Annotated in this window: 15 protein-coding genes; 3 read left to right on the top strand and 12 right to left on the bottom strand. The window is 45.0% G+C overall.

Going from position 1 to position 14,030, the window contains the following annotated elements; translation table 11 throughout:
• Window positions 1–87: 87 nt before the first annotated feature.
• The 3 genes from fabD to AC5WJX_RS15865 are packed head-to-tail and all read right to left on the bottom strand — an operon-like array spanning window position 88 to window position 2,031.
• Window positions 88–963, bottom strand: coding sequence for an ACP S-malonyltransferase (fabD, locus tag AC5WJX_RS15875; protein WP_494485300.1), 876 nt, complete (start codon window positions 961–963; stop codon window positions 88–90).
• Window positions 964–973: 10 nt separating this feature from the next.
• On the bottom strand, window positions 974–1,609 hold the full coding sequence (gene folE, locus AC5WJX_RS15870; protein WP_494485299.1) for a GTP cyclohydrolase I FolE: 636 nt from the start codon (window positions 1,607–1,609) through the stop codon (window positions 974–976).
• 11 nt (window positions 1,610–1,620) lie between these two features.
• A complete protein-coding gene (locus AC5WJX_RS15865) occupies window positions 1,621–2,031 on the bottom strand; it encodes a 6-pyruvoyl trahydropterin synthase family protein (protein WP_494485298.1) in 411 nt (136 codons plus the stop codon).
• Window positions 2,032–2,096: 65 nt separating this feature from the next.
• Here AC5WJX_RS15865 and mqnB point away from each other — a divergent pair, with 65 nt between their 5' ends.
• Both mqnB and AC5WJX_RS15855 read left to right on the top strand, forming a co-directional pair.
• Complete coding sequence (gene mqnB, locus AC5WJX_RS15860; protein WP_494485297.1) at window positions 2,097–2,729, top strand: futalosine hydrolase; 633 nt, start codon at window positions 2,097–2,099, stop codon at window positions 2,727–2,729.
• 34 nt (window positions 2,730–2,763) lie between these two features.
• Window positions 2,764–3,609: a menaquinone biosynthesis family protein gene (locus AC5WJX_RS15855; RefSeq protein ID WP_494485296.1), complete on the top strand. Its 846-nt coding sequence runs from the start codon at window positions 2,764–2,766 to the stop codon at window positions 3,607–3,609.
• A gap of 2 nt (window positions 3,610–3,611) precedes the next feature.
• On the opposite strand, the gene AC5WJX_RS15850 is transcribed toward AC5WJX_RS15855, so the two are convergent.
• The 7 genes from AC5WJX_RS15850 to AC5WJX_RS15820 all read right to left on the bottom strand — a co-directional run bounded on the left by AC5WJX_RS15850 (window position 3,612) and on the right by AC5WJX_RS15820 (window position 9,534).
• Entirely contained in the window at window positions 3,612–3,992 is a 381-nt protein-coding gene (locus tag AC5WJX_RS15850) for a hypothetical protein (protein ID WP_440428939.1), read from the bottom strand.
• A gap of 46 nt (window positions 3,993–4,038) precedes the next feature.
• Complete coding sequence (locus AC5WJX_RS15845) at window positions 4,039–5,262, bottom strand: ABC transporter permease (protein ID WP_494485295.1); 1,224 nt, start codon at window positions 5,260–5,262, stop codon at window positions 4,039–4,041.
• 11 nt (window positions 5,263–5,273) lie between these two features.
• The gene (locus tag AC5WJX_RS15840) at window positions 5,274–5,912 is read right to left on the bottom strand and encodes an MBL fold metallo-hydrolase (RefSeq protein ID WP_494485294.1); all 639 of its coding nucleotides are present in this window, start codon (window positions 5,910–5,912) and stop codon (window positions 5,274–5,276) included.
• Window positions 5,913–5,916: 4 nt separating this feature from the next.
• Window positions 5,917–6,507, bottom strand: coding sequence for a gliding motility lipoprotein GldD (gene gldD, locus AC5WJX_RS15835; RefSeq protein ID WP_494485293.1), 591 nt, complete (start codon window positions 6,505–6,507; stop codon window positions 5,917–5,919).
• A 2-nt stretch (window positions 6,508–6,509) separates the two neighbouring features.
• Window positions 6,510–7,253 (bottom strand): shikimate dehydrogenase family protein, encoded by a 744-nt coding sequence (locus tag AC5WJX_RS15830; protein WP_494485292.1) that lies wholly within the window; start codon window positions 7,251–7,253, stop codon window positions 6,510–6,512.
• Window positions 7,254–7,297: 44 nt separating this feature from the next.
• Complete coding sequence (locus tag AC5WJX_RS15825) at window positions 7,298–8,065, bottom strand: phosphosulfolactate synthase (protein ID WP_440428934.1); 768 nt, start codon at window positions 8,063–8,065, stop codon at window positions 7,298–7,300.
• 65 nt (window positions 8,066–8,130) lie between these two features.
• The gene (locus tag AC5WJX_RS15820) at window positions 8,131–9,534 is read right to left on the bottom strand and encodes a tetratricopeptide repeat protein (RefSeq protein ID WP_440428933.1); all 1,404 of its coding nucleotides are present in this window, start codon (window positions 9,532–9,534) and stop codon (window positions 8,131–8,133) included.
• Between the two features lie 336 nt (window positions 9,535–9,870).
• On the opposite strand from AC5WJX_RS15820, the gene amaB reads away from it, so the two are divergent.
• Window positions 9,871–11,406: an L-piperidine-6-carboxylate dehydrogenase gene (gene amaB, locus AC5WJX_RS15815; RefSeq protein ID WP_494485291.1), complete on the top strand. Its 1,536-nt coding sequence runs from the start codon at window positions 9,871–9,873 to the stop codon at window positions 11,404–11,406.
• A 1-nt stretch (window position 11,407) separates the two neighbouring features.
• On the opposite strand, the gene AC5WJX_RS15810 is transcribed toward amaB, so the two are convergent.
• On the bottom strand, window positions 11,408–12,976 hold the full coding sequence (locus AC5WJX_RS15810) for an ABC transporter permease/substrate-binding protein (protein ID WP_494485290.1): 1,569 nt from the start codon (window positions 12,974–12,976) through the stop codon (window positions 11,408–11,410).
• A gap of 1 nt (window position 12,977) precedes the next feature.
• On the bottom strand, window positions 12,978–13,949 hold the full coding sequence (locus tag AC5WJX_RS15805) for an ABC transporter ATP-binding protein (RefSeq protein WP_494485289.1): 972 nt from the start codon (window positions 13,947–13,949) through the stop codon (window positions 12,978–12,980).
• Window positions 13,950–14,030 lie beyond the last annotated feature (81 nt).

The following is a 14,030-nucleotide window of genomic DNA, read 5'->3' as shown; positions in this document are numbered from 1 at the left end:
CAGCACAGGCTTAAAATCAGTAACAGAAACCTTATTTTCGCACCTATACTCATAACTTGTTCTTTACGGGCGGGCCCGTATTTATGCTTAACCTGCGGAGTTGGTCACTGCCGCTCTGTTCACCTTTTTAACCAATCCTTGTAACACATTTCCTGGTCCTACTTCAGTGAATTCAGTTGCACCGTCAGCAAGCATCTGTTCAATCGTTTGTGTCCATTTTACCGCGCCGGTAAGTTGGGTGATCAGGTTAGCCTTGATCTGATCTGGATCAGTATTCGGACGTGGATCTACGTTTTGGTATATCGGGCAGATCGGGCTCATGATGGTGGTATGCTCGATTGCCTGTTGAAGCTCTACCCTGGCAGGCTCCATGAGCGGGGAGTGGAAAGCACCGCCAACATTCAACTTCAAAGCCCTTTTAGCACCTGCTTCAGTCAATTTTGAACATGCCAGATCAATACCCTCGATGCTGCCGGAAATTACCAGCTGGCCCGGGCAGTTATAGTTTGCCGGTACAACCACTTCGTCGATTTCCGCACAAATGCGCTCTACAACATCATCTGCAAGACCTAAGATTGCGGCCATGGTAGAGGGCTGCAATTCACATGCACGCTGCATGGCGTTTGCTCTGGCCATCACCAGTCTAAGGCCATCTTCAAATTTCAAAGCAGAAGCCGCAACAAGTGCAGAAAACTCACCCAAAGAGTGACCAGCAACCATATCAGGCTTGAAATTATCTTTTAAGGACAGTGCAAGGATAACCGAATGCAAGAAAATCGCCGGTTGGGTAACATTGGTTTGTTTCAACGCTTCATCGCTACCTTCGAACATGATGTCGCTGATGCGGAAGCCCATAATTTCATTCGCCTGCTCAAACAGGTCTTTAGAAGAAGGATCTTGATATAATGCTTTGCCCATGCCAGAGAATTGTGCCCCCTGACCTGGAAATATGTATGCTTTCATTCAATAAATTTTAATGTAAACCTGCTGTAATCAACCTCAAAAACTCTGCCCTGGTGGTCTCATTCTTGAAATGTCCGGTAAATGCGGAAGTTGTAGTCACGGAGTTTTGCTTCTGAACACCGCGCATAGACATGCACAGGTGCTTGCACTCGATCACCACAGCAACACCTGCAGGATTCAGTGTAGACTGGATACAATCCCTGATCTCATTCGTTAATCGCTCCTGTACCTGTAAACGACGGGCATAGGCGTCAACTACTCTTGGAATTTTACTCAACCCTACAATATGGCCGTTTGGAATATAGGCAATGTGTGCCTTGCCAAAAAATGGCAACATGTGGTGCTCGCACATGGAGAAGATTTCAATGTCTTTAACGACAACCATTTGTGAATAATCCTCTTTGAACATGGCTGAGCGAAGGATTTCCTCCGGTTTGGTATCGTAACCATGGGTCAAAAACTGAAGTGCTTTTGCAACGCGTTCCGGTGTTTTCACCAGTCCTTCTCGTTCTGGATCCTCTCCAATCTGCTCTAGAATGTCTTTATAATGGGAAGCAATAGAATCAATTCTACCTTGATTATACCTGTCAATTTTAACGTATCCTTCGTTTTCTTCTTCCGTAAAATCTTGTGTGTGTTTGTCCATTTGTTGTGTGCTTAACCGAAGTATTCTACAAAGTTGTTTTCGGTCTCATAAATTTTTATGCAGTGAAGGCTCGCGTTGGCAGCCTCAATGTGCGGTAATAAAATATCCCAGATGGCGATCGCCAGGTTCTCTGTAGAGGCAAGTTTACCAGCCATAAAATCTACATCCAGATTTAAGTTCCTATGGTCTATCTTATCCACCACATACGTGTTCATAACCTGCTTAAGCCATTTCAGGTCTACCAGGAAGCCCGTTTCCGGGTTTACCTCCCCTTTTACCGTTACGAAAAGTTCGTAGTTATGTCCGTGCCAGTTTGGGTTAGAGCACTTCCCAAAAACCGCCAGGTTCTTGTCATCAGACCAATCCTGACGGGATAATTTATGAGCAGCATTAAAATTTGCTTTGCGTGTAATATAAATCATTTCTTGTGAATAGATTACAAATATACGCAGAAACCATTAAGTAGAAAGTTCTTTACCTTAGCAATATGAAAACATTACTGGTTGCAGCCACTGGGTTTGAAATCAAAAACGTACTGAAACACTTTAACTTAGGCACGGAAAACTATGTCGAAACACCAACTTTTGATGTGCTGATAACTGGCGTTGGCATGACAGCAACCGCCTTTGCACTGGGTCAACACCTATTGCCAGGGAAATACGGACAAGTGCTAAATCTCGGCATTGCAGGGAGCTTCAGTCCCGAGTTTCCACCAGGTACGATTGTTCAGGTTTGCACAGATATCTTCGCAGAATTGGGCGCCGAGGATGGACAGCAGTTCCTTCCAATACAGACCCTGGGCTTCGGCGAAAGCAGTTACACAGCCATACCCCCGCTGCAGCCGTTACATCCGCCATTGAGCACCGTAAAAGGGATCACCGTGAACAAAGTTCATGGGCATCAACCCAGCATTGATGCCCTGAAAGCGCGACTTTCGCCAGACATTGAAACCATGGAAGGTGCTGCTGTGATTTACGCCTGCAACCAGATACAGACCCCCTGCATCCAGGTACGGGCGATATCAAACTTCGTAGAACCCCGAAATAGAGAAAACTGGAAGATTGAACTGGCTATTGAAAACCTTAATAATTGGGCAATCCGGTTTTTGACAAAGGATTAACGTATCCTGTTCTGATTGTATTTATTTTTACCACATGAGACTAAGCCTTGGATTCTCCCCCTGCCCAAATGACACCTTCATTTTTGATGCCTTAATACACCACAAGATCGATACCGAAGGCCTTGAATTCGAAGTGTTTTTTGATGATGTGGAGACCCTTAATCAAAAGGCCTTGAACGGCATACTAGACATCTCCAAGCTTAGCTTCCACGCTTTTGCGCATGTGGCGGAAAAGTATGCCCTGCTGGATTCCGGTAGTGCCCTGGGCTTTGGTGTAGGGCCCTTACTGATCTGCAAGGACGAACGCTTTCTTGATCCAGAAAATCTCCGGAAACTGAATCCAACCATTGCGATACCTGGTGTACTCACCACAGCTAATTTCCTGCTTGGTATTGCTTATCCCAATCTGCAGAATAAGGTATTGAAAGTATTTTCAGACATTGAGAATGCATTGCTTACCGGCGAGATTGATCTGGGCCTTATAATACACGAGAACAGGTTCACGTACGCGGAAAAAGGCTTGAAGAAGATTGTTGACCTTGGTAGCTTCTGGGAAAACTTAACCGGCTGCGCAATTCCTTTGGGGGGTATTGTAATTAACCGGAATATTGACCTGGAAGTACAGCATAAAGTTAACCGCGTATTAAAAAGATCTGTGGAGTTCGCGTTTGCAAATCCCAAATCAGGTCTCGACTTCATTCGTGCACATGCACAGGAAATGGAAGAGTCCGTGATGTACAAACATATTGAACTTTATGTAAACCAATATTCGCTGGATCTTGGCGCTGAAGGCCGCAAAGCGATAGATATCTTATTCAAGATGGCTACGGAAAAAGGACTTATTCCTGAAATCAACAAGAGCCTGTATCTAAATTCTTAAGCCTACTGGTTGCAGGGGCCATCAGGGATCTCCTTGGTCATCTTCAGGAGCTTGGTAACCACCATCGTAGAGTCATAGTCAGCAGTAACGGTAAGGCTGTCGGACTTTACGACTTTACATTCCACTTCAATATACACGGGTTCGTAAGGCTTTTCGAAATTCATGTTACTGTAGGCAAGTTCCAGCGTATTGGCGCTGTCAACAACCCAGTACTCTCTGGCTTCATCGCAGTCGGTAAAGGAGCGAATTTCTGGTCCATAGCTATACAACCCTTTAACTATCCTGGCCTTTTCTTGCTTTTTACCTGCAGAATTGGAATTACATGCAGCAAACAAGGTTAATAGCAGCAGCAACAGCGATAATTGTTTAACTATTTTCATCATTTCTTATTTATGTTTTTGCAATGAAGCGATTCTAATCCATTGATGATTAAAGATCCTTATTCATTTCATTAATCTTTTTAACACTTAAGCGGGCCGAAAGCGCTGATGCTACAAAAGAGAACAAACTTACGGTAAAAAAAACAAGCAGAAAGTCCGTCCATTTAAAAGCGATCGGATAAGCATTGAATGCAACATTCGACATTTTTATAAATCCGTATTTCTGCTGAACCAGGCAAAAGATAAAGCCAATAATAAGGCCTAATATACAACCTGCCATGGTAATCATCATTCCTTCAAATAAAAATATCTGCTTGATGAATGCCTTCCCGGCACCCAGGCTCCTCAGAATAGCAATGTCCTTCAGCTTGTCCAGCACCAGCATGGTTAAAGACCCGATGATGTTGAAGATGGCAATGATCAGAATGAAAGTTAATATGATGTAAACTGCCCACTTTTCAGTGCCCAGGATATTATAGAGCACAACATTCTGCTCAATCCTGTTCTTAACGGTAAAGTGTTCACCGATCTCTGACTCTATCTGATCCTTAAACTCATCAGCATCAAAGCCAGGCTTTAAGTTAATTTCAATGGACGATATCTCTTTCTCCTCACCGAGTAACTCGCGGGCAAAATCAAGCGGCACAATGGTCATGTTATCAAAGTCCTGCTGAACCTCAAATATCCCGGAAACCGGCAAGGATTTAATGATCAGGTCCTGCCCTGGTATCACGCTGGCTGTGGTCACCCCCTTCTTTGGCGAATAGATTTGCAAAGGCGTGAACGGATCGTTGGTATTCACCATCAGGTAGTTCTGGATGGCGGAGCCAATAACGGCATTCGCTCCGGCATCATTACGGAGTACAAACTTTCCCTGTACAGTTATGCTATCCAGGCTTGGATTTTTCAAGTAGTCTGCACTAACACCCTTTACCAGGCTCACACTCTGCCTTTTATCATATACCAGCAATGCGTTTTCCGCCAGCACTTCGGTATAGGAGTAAATATCCTTGTTGGTCTTTAAGTTGTTGAAGTAGCTTGTATTAGGTTCAAAGGTTTTACCCATTTTCGGTGTAATCACCAGGTGGGGAGTAACCGTATTGAACATCTTCAACACCACCTCTTCAAAGCCATTGAATACAGAAAGTATTATAATCAGCGCCGCACTGCCTACGAATACACCCACCACCGAGATCGTGGAGATGATGTTGATGGCATTGGTAGACTTCTTTGCAAAGAGGTACCTGCGGGCAATATAAAAGGGTGTATTCAAGCTCGAACAGATTAAGTTAAGAATGGATTGTGCTTCATCTCAAATCCAATCGTAGTCGACTTACCATGCCCAGGAAACACCTTGGTCTCTGCCGGTAGGATAAATAAATTCTCCCTGATGCTGCTCAGTAACTGCTCATGGTTTCCACCGGGAAGGTCCGTACGGCCGATGCTTTGATAGAATAGCACATCTCCGCCGATAAGGATGTTATCCGCTTCAGAATAGAAACACAAGTGCGCAGGAGAATGCCCCGGTGCAAAGATTAAGGTTAATCTGTTGTTCCCGAAGGTGATTTCACCGCTTTCAGGCAAATAGCTTTCTGGCTCGGGCGACAGTTCGTAGCGCATCCCCATCTGCGGCGCATAGCCGGGAATAGCTTGCAGCACAGCCAATTCACCTTTATGGAACTGGGGTTTCAGGCCCCATTGATCGAACACGAATTTATTGCCAAATACATGGTCAATATGGCAATGCGTATTTAAAAGTGCTACAGGCCTTAGTTCCGCCGCGGTGATAAATTGCACGAGTTCATTTTGCTCTGCACCATCATACATGCCCGGATCAATAATCACACATTCACCCGTTTCATCAAACAAAACGTAGGTGTTTTCCTGATAGGCATTAAATGTAAACTGTTTAATATTGATCATGAGCTTATTTGTTGTTGTTCCACTTGAATGTTTCAATCATCACATCGATGTCCTTCTTCAAAAAGCTAATCACAGGCTGAATGGAATCATACTGTGGCCTTTCATTGAAGTATAATGCACCTCTAAAATAATGGTTTGTGCTATCGGTTAAGAAAAACTGAACCGATGATGCGGTATTGCCATCTATAGCATAATACACGCCATAAACCTTTTTATCCGGATAATTGATGAACTTCTGGTCAATGGCATTTGCTTTAACGGTATGTTTAAAGGCAAGTTCCCTTGCGTACTCTACCAGGCGGTTGAAATCTTCTTTAGAATCTATCTTATGGTAGGTCATGTGCAGCCTGCCATTAAATCGTTCAAACACCAAGTTTTTCCAGCATGGCTGCGCTGCTTTGTCCAGATCAGGTTCTACTTTTCCATACACCGGATAGTCGAAGCTGTATGCACATTCGCCAGTATAATGGTGATAGGCTTTCTTCGGAAGTTCTATATTAAAATACCCCCTGGGCTTTGGTGTAACCGGGTCATTCCCGGAACAAGCACTGAGCAGGAGCAGTACAAACGACAGATAAAACAGGGCTCTTTTCATATTTATGCTGTCCAGATGGTCCAGGCGCGTTCCGCCTGCAGATGTAACATGTCTAAGCCATTCTTGGTTTTAGCGCCCTGCGCTTTAGCACGCTGGAGAAATTCAGTTACTTCAGGATTATATACCAGGTCGTACGCTAAATGTTCTGAAGTTATAAACTGGTAGGGAATGTCTGGACAGGCCTCCACATCCGGATAAGTGCCGAGTGGTGTCGTGTTAATCAGGATCTTGGATGCCGTAATGTTTGATTCATCTAGATCCCCGTACGTTAAACAACCCGCCTGAGGTCTGCGTAGCACGGATGTATAAGAGATGTTTAGCTGCTCCAGCACATACTTAACGGCCTTTGCAGCGCCACCGTCACCAAAGATCAATGCCTGTTTATGCTGGGATTCCAAAAGCGGTTTTAAAGAAGCTTCAAATCCAAAAGCATCCGTATTGTAGCCTTTAATGAAGCGTTTACCATCAAGATCGCTGATGTGCAAAGTATTTACCGCGCCGATGTAAGCCGCAGCGGCATCAAGCTCATCTACGAAATCAAGCACGGCAATTTTATAAGGTATGGTAACATTCAGACCTGCGATCTGTGAGTGATCTGTCAATAGCGTTTCTAACTGCGCAATGCGCTCTATGGGATACAACTCATATGCACAATCCGCTATGCCTTCCCGCGCAAACTTCTCCGAAAAATACTTCTTGGAGAAAGAGTGTGTAAGGGGAAAGCCTATCAAACCAAATAATTTCATTCTGTTACCCTCAAGCGAGCGCAGCAAGGCTGCCTCTGAATGTATTATTTAATTGAATTTAAGAAATAGTCGAAGGTATCACCTCTCAATCCTAAGCGTATCGTTTCCAAAGGAATCACTTCTGCCGGCGCAATGTTTCCGAGGTTCACATTCGTACCGATCAGCTTGATAAACCAAACCTGTTGCTCCTTTTGAGGTGCTTCCCAGATGATGGTTTCTTCAGGAATTTCAGTAAGGATCTCGTCAACCAAGCCCTCTCTAACCTCTCCCGAATCACGGTAAATACCTACATTCCCACCCTCACGAGCTTCAGCAATGACTTTCCAACTGCCCGCTTCAATCTCCGCTTTCATCAGTTTGATCCATTTATACGGTGCAAAGATCTTCTTTGCATCTTTAGAACCAACCTCCGAAATTACGGTCACCTGTTCCGCAAGCTTGCTGATGTAATTACATTTTTCATCATGTTCAATAGTGATTGAACCGTCAGAAACCTCTGCATACTCCATTCCGAACTCCTCAAGCACACGGCGATAGTCGTCAAACTGATTCCTGATCACAAAGGCTTCAAACAAGGTACCTCCAAAGTAGACAGGAATTCCAGCGCTGCGATATATAGCCAGTTTTTCTTTAAGATTCGGGGTAACAAAAGATGTTGCCCAACCTAATTTTACAATATCTGTATGTACGCCGGCTACATCAATAAAGTCTTCAACTTGTCTCAAACTTAAGCCTTTATCCATGACCATGGTAAGACCTTTTTGACGCGGTTTCACCGGGCGTTCCGGTATATTATTTAATTGGTAATTCATATATGCTGCAAAGGTTATAAAAAAATCAGAAGTTCTGCTTACGAATTCTGCTTAGCACATCACTCTTATCTCATAAATTTATTAATTACTTCCAAAATCAGCCCATTTTCCTGAAGCTGTGGTAAGTATTCAAATAAGATATAATGTTTATCCGGATCGGTAACCAATGCCGTCTCCAGATAGATCAGCGCTTCATCAGATTCCCCTAAAGCGAACAGATAAGCAACCATGCGGTAGTATAATTCAGCAGCATCCGGATTATTCTTAATTGCTTCAGAAATGGTATCTGCAGCTTCCCTTAATTTGCCCAGTTCATACAACAAGGTGGAATAATCCAGCCATGCTTCTACGTCTATAGGATTAAATTCAATTACTTTTTCGTAAGCCTCAGCTGATTGATCCATCTGTCCGAGCTTGTAATAGGCATCCGCCATGGCAAACCAGAAATCAGGATTTTCCTCATCAAGCTCAATCGCTTTTTTATAGAAATGGAGGGACTCGAAATAACGTTCTTCGAAATTTAAGGTCACGCCAATGCCAAACCAGGCATCAGCCATTGTGCTATCCATCTTTACAGACTTCTTGTAGTAAGCACGTGCTTCATCCATGCGCTCCAGCTTTTCATAACATTCACCGATCGCACAATACGTATCGGCATCAGGCTTTTCATATTCAAAAGTCTGCTTGTACACCTCGATGGCTTCTGCGAACTTATCCAATTGCACCAAAGCATTACCCTTATTATAATATGCAGAAGCAAAATCGTCCTTGATCAGGATTGCATAATCATAGGCATCAATGGCCTTTTCAAATAGATCCAGTTTATGGTAGGAATTAGCCAGGTTGTACCATGCCGCATAGGAATATGGATCCTTGTCAATATACTCCTGGTAGAACTTGATGCTTTCCTCCTGCTTATCGAGAATATCGTAGCAGAAAGCCAGTTCATAAAGACCATCCTTGTTTTCCATGTTCTGCTCCAGGCTGCGCTTGATGTACACGATGGCGGATTCATAATCCATCATCTTTTCATACACAAACGCGATCTGCAGCAGGATCTCATCCGTAGAATCGGCCATTTCCAGCGCTTTCTGGTAATTGTCCAACGCTTCGTTGTACCTTTTCAGGCTGGCATAGATGTTTCCGCGGACTACGTAGATCTCCGGCTCGGAGGCTTCCAGCATCTCTGCCTTCTCCAAAGCCTGGAAAGCAAGCTCAAGCTGTTCTGTCGCAACATATAAATGTGCCTGTTTTACATTGAAAACCGCCGCATAAGGATGCTGGTTCAATGCATATTCTGTCACCTGCAAAGCTTTTACAGGATCGTTTTTCTCTATATAATAGTCGATGATATTTTCAAAAGCATGGGCATCAAAAAAATATTGATCCTGGTTCCTCAACATCTCCTCATAACGTTCTACGGAACGTTGCGCATCATCACTAAAATCAAAATTAAAATCCTCTTCCATCGTACTAATTAATTAAAAGAACAGCTCAACGTAATTAATATAACTATTAAGTTGACGTTTGCAGAACAGAATGCTTATATAATTTTCAACAAAAACCCGGTTTAGGGCTAACCTATTGATAATGAAAGGCAAGAAATTGAATGGGAAATTTACTTCCAGCATAGATAAGCCCGGTCTGGGCGGTTCGATTATAAATACAAAGTAACAAAACTTCATCAACAACCTGGTAAAATTCCGGTCATGAAAACCGCACAGGAATAACAATGTTACCCCAATTATGTGTGTTCCTGTATTAAATATATTTTTTGTCTATTTGTGTAGATAAAGATTATAGCTATGCAAATCAACATCAAAAGCATTCTCGACCAACTAGGCATCCAGGACACCAATCCATCATATAGCACCGGCAGTGTCTGGGGTAAACCTGAAGGCACTACCATCGACAGCTTCTCTCCGGTTGACGGGCAGAAAATTGCCAGCGTAGTTACGGCCACCGAACAGGATTATGAGACCGTGCTGGAGCAGGCAACTGCTGCCGCTGCATACTGGAAGGCTGTGCCAGCACCACGAAGAGGTGAAATTGTACGTCAATTCGGCGATGCGCTTCGCAGGAACAAAACCAACCTCGGCACACTGGTGTCCTACGAAATGGGCAAAAGCCTTCAGGAAGGATTGGGCGAGGTGCAGGAGATGATCGACATCTGCGACTTTGCCTTGGGGCAGTCCCGACAGCTCTATGGCTTAACCATGCACTCTGAACGTCCTGCGCACCGCATGTACGAGCAGTGGCACCCTTTAGGTATCGTCGGGATTATCTCTGCTTTTAACTTTCCTGTTGCGGTTTGGAGCTGGAACACGGCATTGGCCTTGGTTTGTGGAAACGTTTGTATCTGGAAGCCCTCTTCAAAAACTCCGGTTTGCGCCATTGCCTGTCAGCATATCCTGGCCACAGTGCTGAAAGAAAATAACTTGCCTGAGGGTATCAGCAACCTGCTTATTGGCAATGCTGTCGGCGACAGGATCAACCATGATCCACGCATCAACCTGGTATCCTTCACGGGATCAACGCGCGTGGGCCGGATCGTCGCCACTGCCATAGCAGGGAGGTTCGGAAAATCTATCCTGGAACTTGGAGGCAATAACGCCATCATCATTTCCAAAGATGCGGACCTTGATATGTCTGTCATCGGCGCGGTATTTGGCGCTGTAGGTACCGCGGGTCAACGTTGCACCTCTACCCGCCGCCTCATCATCCATGAAGATATCTACGATACCTTCAAAGAAAGATTAGTTGCCGCATACGGACAGTTGCGCATCGGCAACCCACTGGACGAAAGTTACCATGTAGGACCGCTGATTGACACGGCAGCTGTCGATAGCTACCTGAAAGCAATTGAAAGAGCCAAAGAAGAAGGTGCCAGATTCCTGGTGGAAGGCCGTCGTTTAGAAGGCGAAACCTATACCTCTGGATGTTACGTAACACCCTGCGTGGCCGAAGTCCAAAACCACTACAAGATCGTGCAGGAAGAGACCTTTGCACCAATTCTTTACCTGATCAAATACAAAACCCTTGATGAAGCGATTGCTTTACAGAATGCAGTACCGCAAGGTTTATCATCTGCGATCATGACCTTAAACCTACGTGAAGCCGAGCAGTTCTTATCTGCCGTTGGATCCGACTGCGGGATTGCCAATGTAAACATCGGCACTTCAGGAGCAGAAATCGGTGGTGCTTTCGGAGGAGAGAAAGAAACTGGTGGTGGGCGTGAGAGCGGCTCCGACGCCTGGAAAGGTTATATGCGCCGGCAAACGAATACCATCAATTACTCGAACACCTTGCCACTGGCTCAAGGGATCAAGTTTAACATTTAGCCTATTTTTGACGATCTAGATAGTTTTTCAGGTCTGTTATGCTTTTCAGCTTAAAGGCCAGCGCATCCTTCCGCCGCATCATCAACGCATAGGTGTTATTAAAACCCATTGGCTTCAGCCAGGTTAAACCGTAACGCGCTTCGAACTGTGTCTGTACATAGCTAAAGACCTCTTCGGGGCTCGATATCATGCTTTGCACCACCGCAGCAGACGGCTGCAGGATCACCAGAAAACCAGTTCCTGTATATTCAGGATAAAGGTCAATCTGATGATTCGTAAGCGCGTCGAAGCAAATCTTAGTGCCCCCTAAACCGGTCTTCGTTTCTACGCGAAGGTCAGTATTGCCCTCTATTAACATCCTGTAGATCTCGGTCAGGATATACTGCTCACCGAAGATCTTACAGCCAATGCGTATGGTTGCCTTATTCCCGTTTGTCGGTGGTTGATAAAGGTTCTGGCTGACTAGAAATTCTTTAGCCACGCCTGCCGGACTGCGTTTTAAGATATCCGTCTGGTAGTTCATCGCCGTCATCGCAGAATCAGTGATCTTTCCGGCAATCAGATTAAGTGCCACCGCCAACTCCGGATAGCGCTTGAGTAGATCAGAGCGCACCAGTGGAGCTGCATAATACGGCGGAAAAATGGTCTGATCATCCTGCAAGGTAATCAGGTCGTAAGCCTTCAACCGCCCATCGGTACTATAACCGCCGATAACATCCAGCTTATTTTCATAAAGTGCCTCATACATCACCGCATCATTAATGACAACTGAAGATATATTCAAATTATAGCGGGATTTCAGGCCCAGATATCCATCCAGTCTACCCATAAATTCCGGTTCAAATCCGGCCAGTAGACTTGTACGTGTAACCGGAGCAAGTTGAAAGCAGGCCATTAACAGCAAAATAAGGGGAAGCATCAAACTCCACTTACGTATACCTGCGGGTTTTCGTTGCTGTATCCTGCCAAGCAGGAAATCGAATAATATCGCCAGCAGCGCAGCAGGTATCGCTCCCGCTAAGATCATGTTTGTATTATTCAGGGCAATACCGCCAAAGATGAATTCACCTAATCCACCTCCGGCAATATAGGCCGCAAGTGTAGCAACCCCCACGTTAATCACAGTTGCCGTACGTACGCCAGCAAGAATCACCGGCATGGCGAGCGGAATTTCAACTTTAAACAGGATTTGCTTGTCGGTCATTCCCATCCCCTTTGCGGCATCCCGGACTGCCTCGTCTATTCCGGCGATGCCGGTATAGGTATTCCTGATGATGGGCAGTAAAGCATACAAGAACAAGACAACGATCGCAGGCAAGGTACCAATGCCAAACAATGGGATCATAAAACCCAGGAGTGCCACACTTGGAATGGTTTGCATCACAGAAGTCATCCCCAGTACCGGAGCGGCAAGGTTTCTCTTCCTGGCAATTAGGATTGCTATTGGAAAACCAATGATCACCGCCAGAAGCAAGGAGGTACAGGTCAGGCCAATATGTGTTATGGTCTGATCGAGAATTTTCTCCCACTGTAAGGTCAGGAACTGCCAGAGACTTTGTTGTTCGTTCATGTTAGTTTTCCTTAAGCTGCTTTATTGCCTTAAAGATGTCCTGTAGCGTGATTGTTTTCGCTTCATTCCCCATCTGAACAGTTGCCGATTGAACATCCCCGGCAGTTAAGCTTTGCATCAGGGTCCACAAACTATCGGTCGGCCCGGGCTTTCCAGCTCCCGAAGCTCCTTCATACCCTGGCCCTTCTCCGGCAGCAGGGACTAAGCTGCCCCAAATATCTTTAACCCGGAGTGCTTTCATTTCCAAAGGAAGCCGCTCGATACCGAAGAAATCACGTACAAAATCATTTGCGGGTTTAAAGAGCAATTCAGCAGGTCTTCCAATTTGCTGAATTTGTCCTCGATCCAACAGGCAAATCCTGTCTCCAAGTTCAAAAGCCTCTTCGATGTCGTGTGTAACCATGATAATAGTTTTCTGATTCAGTTCATCCAGACCAATAAACTCCTTTCTGATACGCGTTCTGGTCACTGGATCGAGCGATCCGAAAGGTTCATCCATCAACAGAATTGGCGGATTAGAGGCCAATGCTCGTGCGAGTCCTACGCGTTGTTGTTGTCCACCACTGAGTTCAGCAGGGTACCGCTGCGCATGACCGTCCGGATCAAGATGTAACTTCAGCATCAACTCCCTCGTCCTGGCCTTGATTCGAGTTTTTTCCCAGCCTAGTAATTGCGGCACAATGCCGATATTCTCAGCAACTGTATAATGTGGAAATAGTCCATTATTCTGCAGCACGTAGCCGATAGACCTGCGGAGCTCTTCTGCCGGCAATGCTAAGGCGTTTTGTGCATTGATAAAGATCTCGCCACTAGAAGGTTCTACCAGACGGTTGATCATTCTCAAGGTTGTCGTCTTACCCGAGCCACTGGTCCCAAGCAAGATCAAGGTCTCTCCTTTTTTAACTTCAAAGGATATTTTCTGCACGGCAGCAGTTTGCTGGAAGTATTTGCTTAAACCTTTTACAACGATCATTTTAAGTAAGTTGTTGATGTGCCAGTATCCTTCTAAAGATACTAAACTATGGCTTTATATGATCGGCTGTCATCTGTTCGA

It is taken from the genome of Pedobacter sp. NEAU-ZC8, assembly GCF_059278965.1.
Note: the sequence above shows the minus strand (reverse complement) of the source record. Positions and strands in the feature narration are given on the sequence as shown.

Bases quoted from the DNA above. Each gene is read 5' to 3' on its own strand.
- mqnB (WP_494485297.1), top strand. From the start codon at position 2,097: ATGAAAACATTACTGGTTGCAGCCACTGGGTTTGAAATCAAAAACGTA.
- AC5WJX_RS15850 (WP_440428939.1), bottom strand. From the start codon at position 3,992: ATGATGAAAATAGTTAAACAATTATCGCTGTTGCTGCTGCTATTAACC.
- AC5WJX_RS15840 (WP_494485294.1), bottom strand. From the start codon at position 5,912: ATGATCAATATTAAACAGTTTACATTTAATGCCTATCAGGAAAACACC.
- AC5WJX_RS15865 (WP_494485298.1), bottom strand. From the start codon at position 2,031: ATGATTTATATTACACGCAAAGCAAATTTTAATGCTGCTCATAAATTA.
- AC5WJX_RS15810 (WP_494485290.1), bottom strand. From the start codon at position 12,976: ATGAACGAACAACAAAGTCTCTGGCAGTTCCTGACCTTACAGTGGGAG.
- AC5WJX_RS15805 (WP_494485289.1), bottom strand. From the start codon at position 13,949: ATGATCGTTGTAAAAGGTTTAAGCAAATACTTCCAGCAAACTGCTGCC.
- folE (WP_494485299.1), bottom strand. From the start codon at position 1,609: ATGGACAAACACACACAAGATTTTACGGAAGAAGAAAACGAAGGATAC.
- AC5WJX_RS15825 (WP_440428934.1), bottom strand. From the start codon at position 8,065: ATGAATTACCAATTAAATAATATACCGGAACGCCCGGTGAAACCGCGT.
- AC5WJX_RS15855 (WP_494485296.1), top strand. From the start codon at position 2,764: ATGAGACTAAGCCTTGGATTCTCCCCCTGCCCAAATGACACCTTCATT.
- fabD (WP_494485300.1), bottom strand. From the start codon at position 963: ATGAAAGCATACATATTTCCAGGTCAGGGGGCACAATTCTCTGGCATG.
- amaB (WP_494485291.1), top strand. From the start codon at position 9,871: ATGCAAATCAACATCAAAAGCATTCTCGACCAACTAGGCATCCAGGAC.
- gldD (WP_494485293.1), bottom strand. From the start codon at position 6,507: ATGAAAAGAGCCCTGTTTTATCTGTCGTTTGTACTGCTCCTGCTCAGT.
- AC5WJX_RS15820 (WP_440428933.1), bottom strand. From the start codon at position 9,534: ATGGAAGAGGATTTTAATTTTGATTTTAGTGATGATGCGCAACGTTCC.
- AC5WJX_RS15830 (WP_494485292.1), bottom strand. From the start codon at position 7,253: ATGAAATTATTTGGTTTGATAGGCTTTCCCCTTACACACTCTTTCTCC.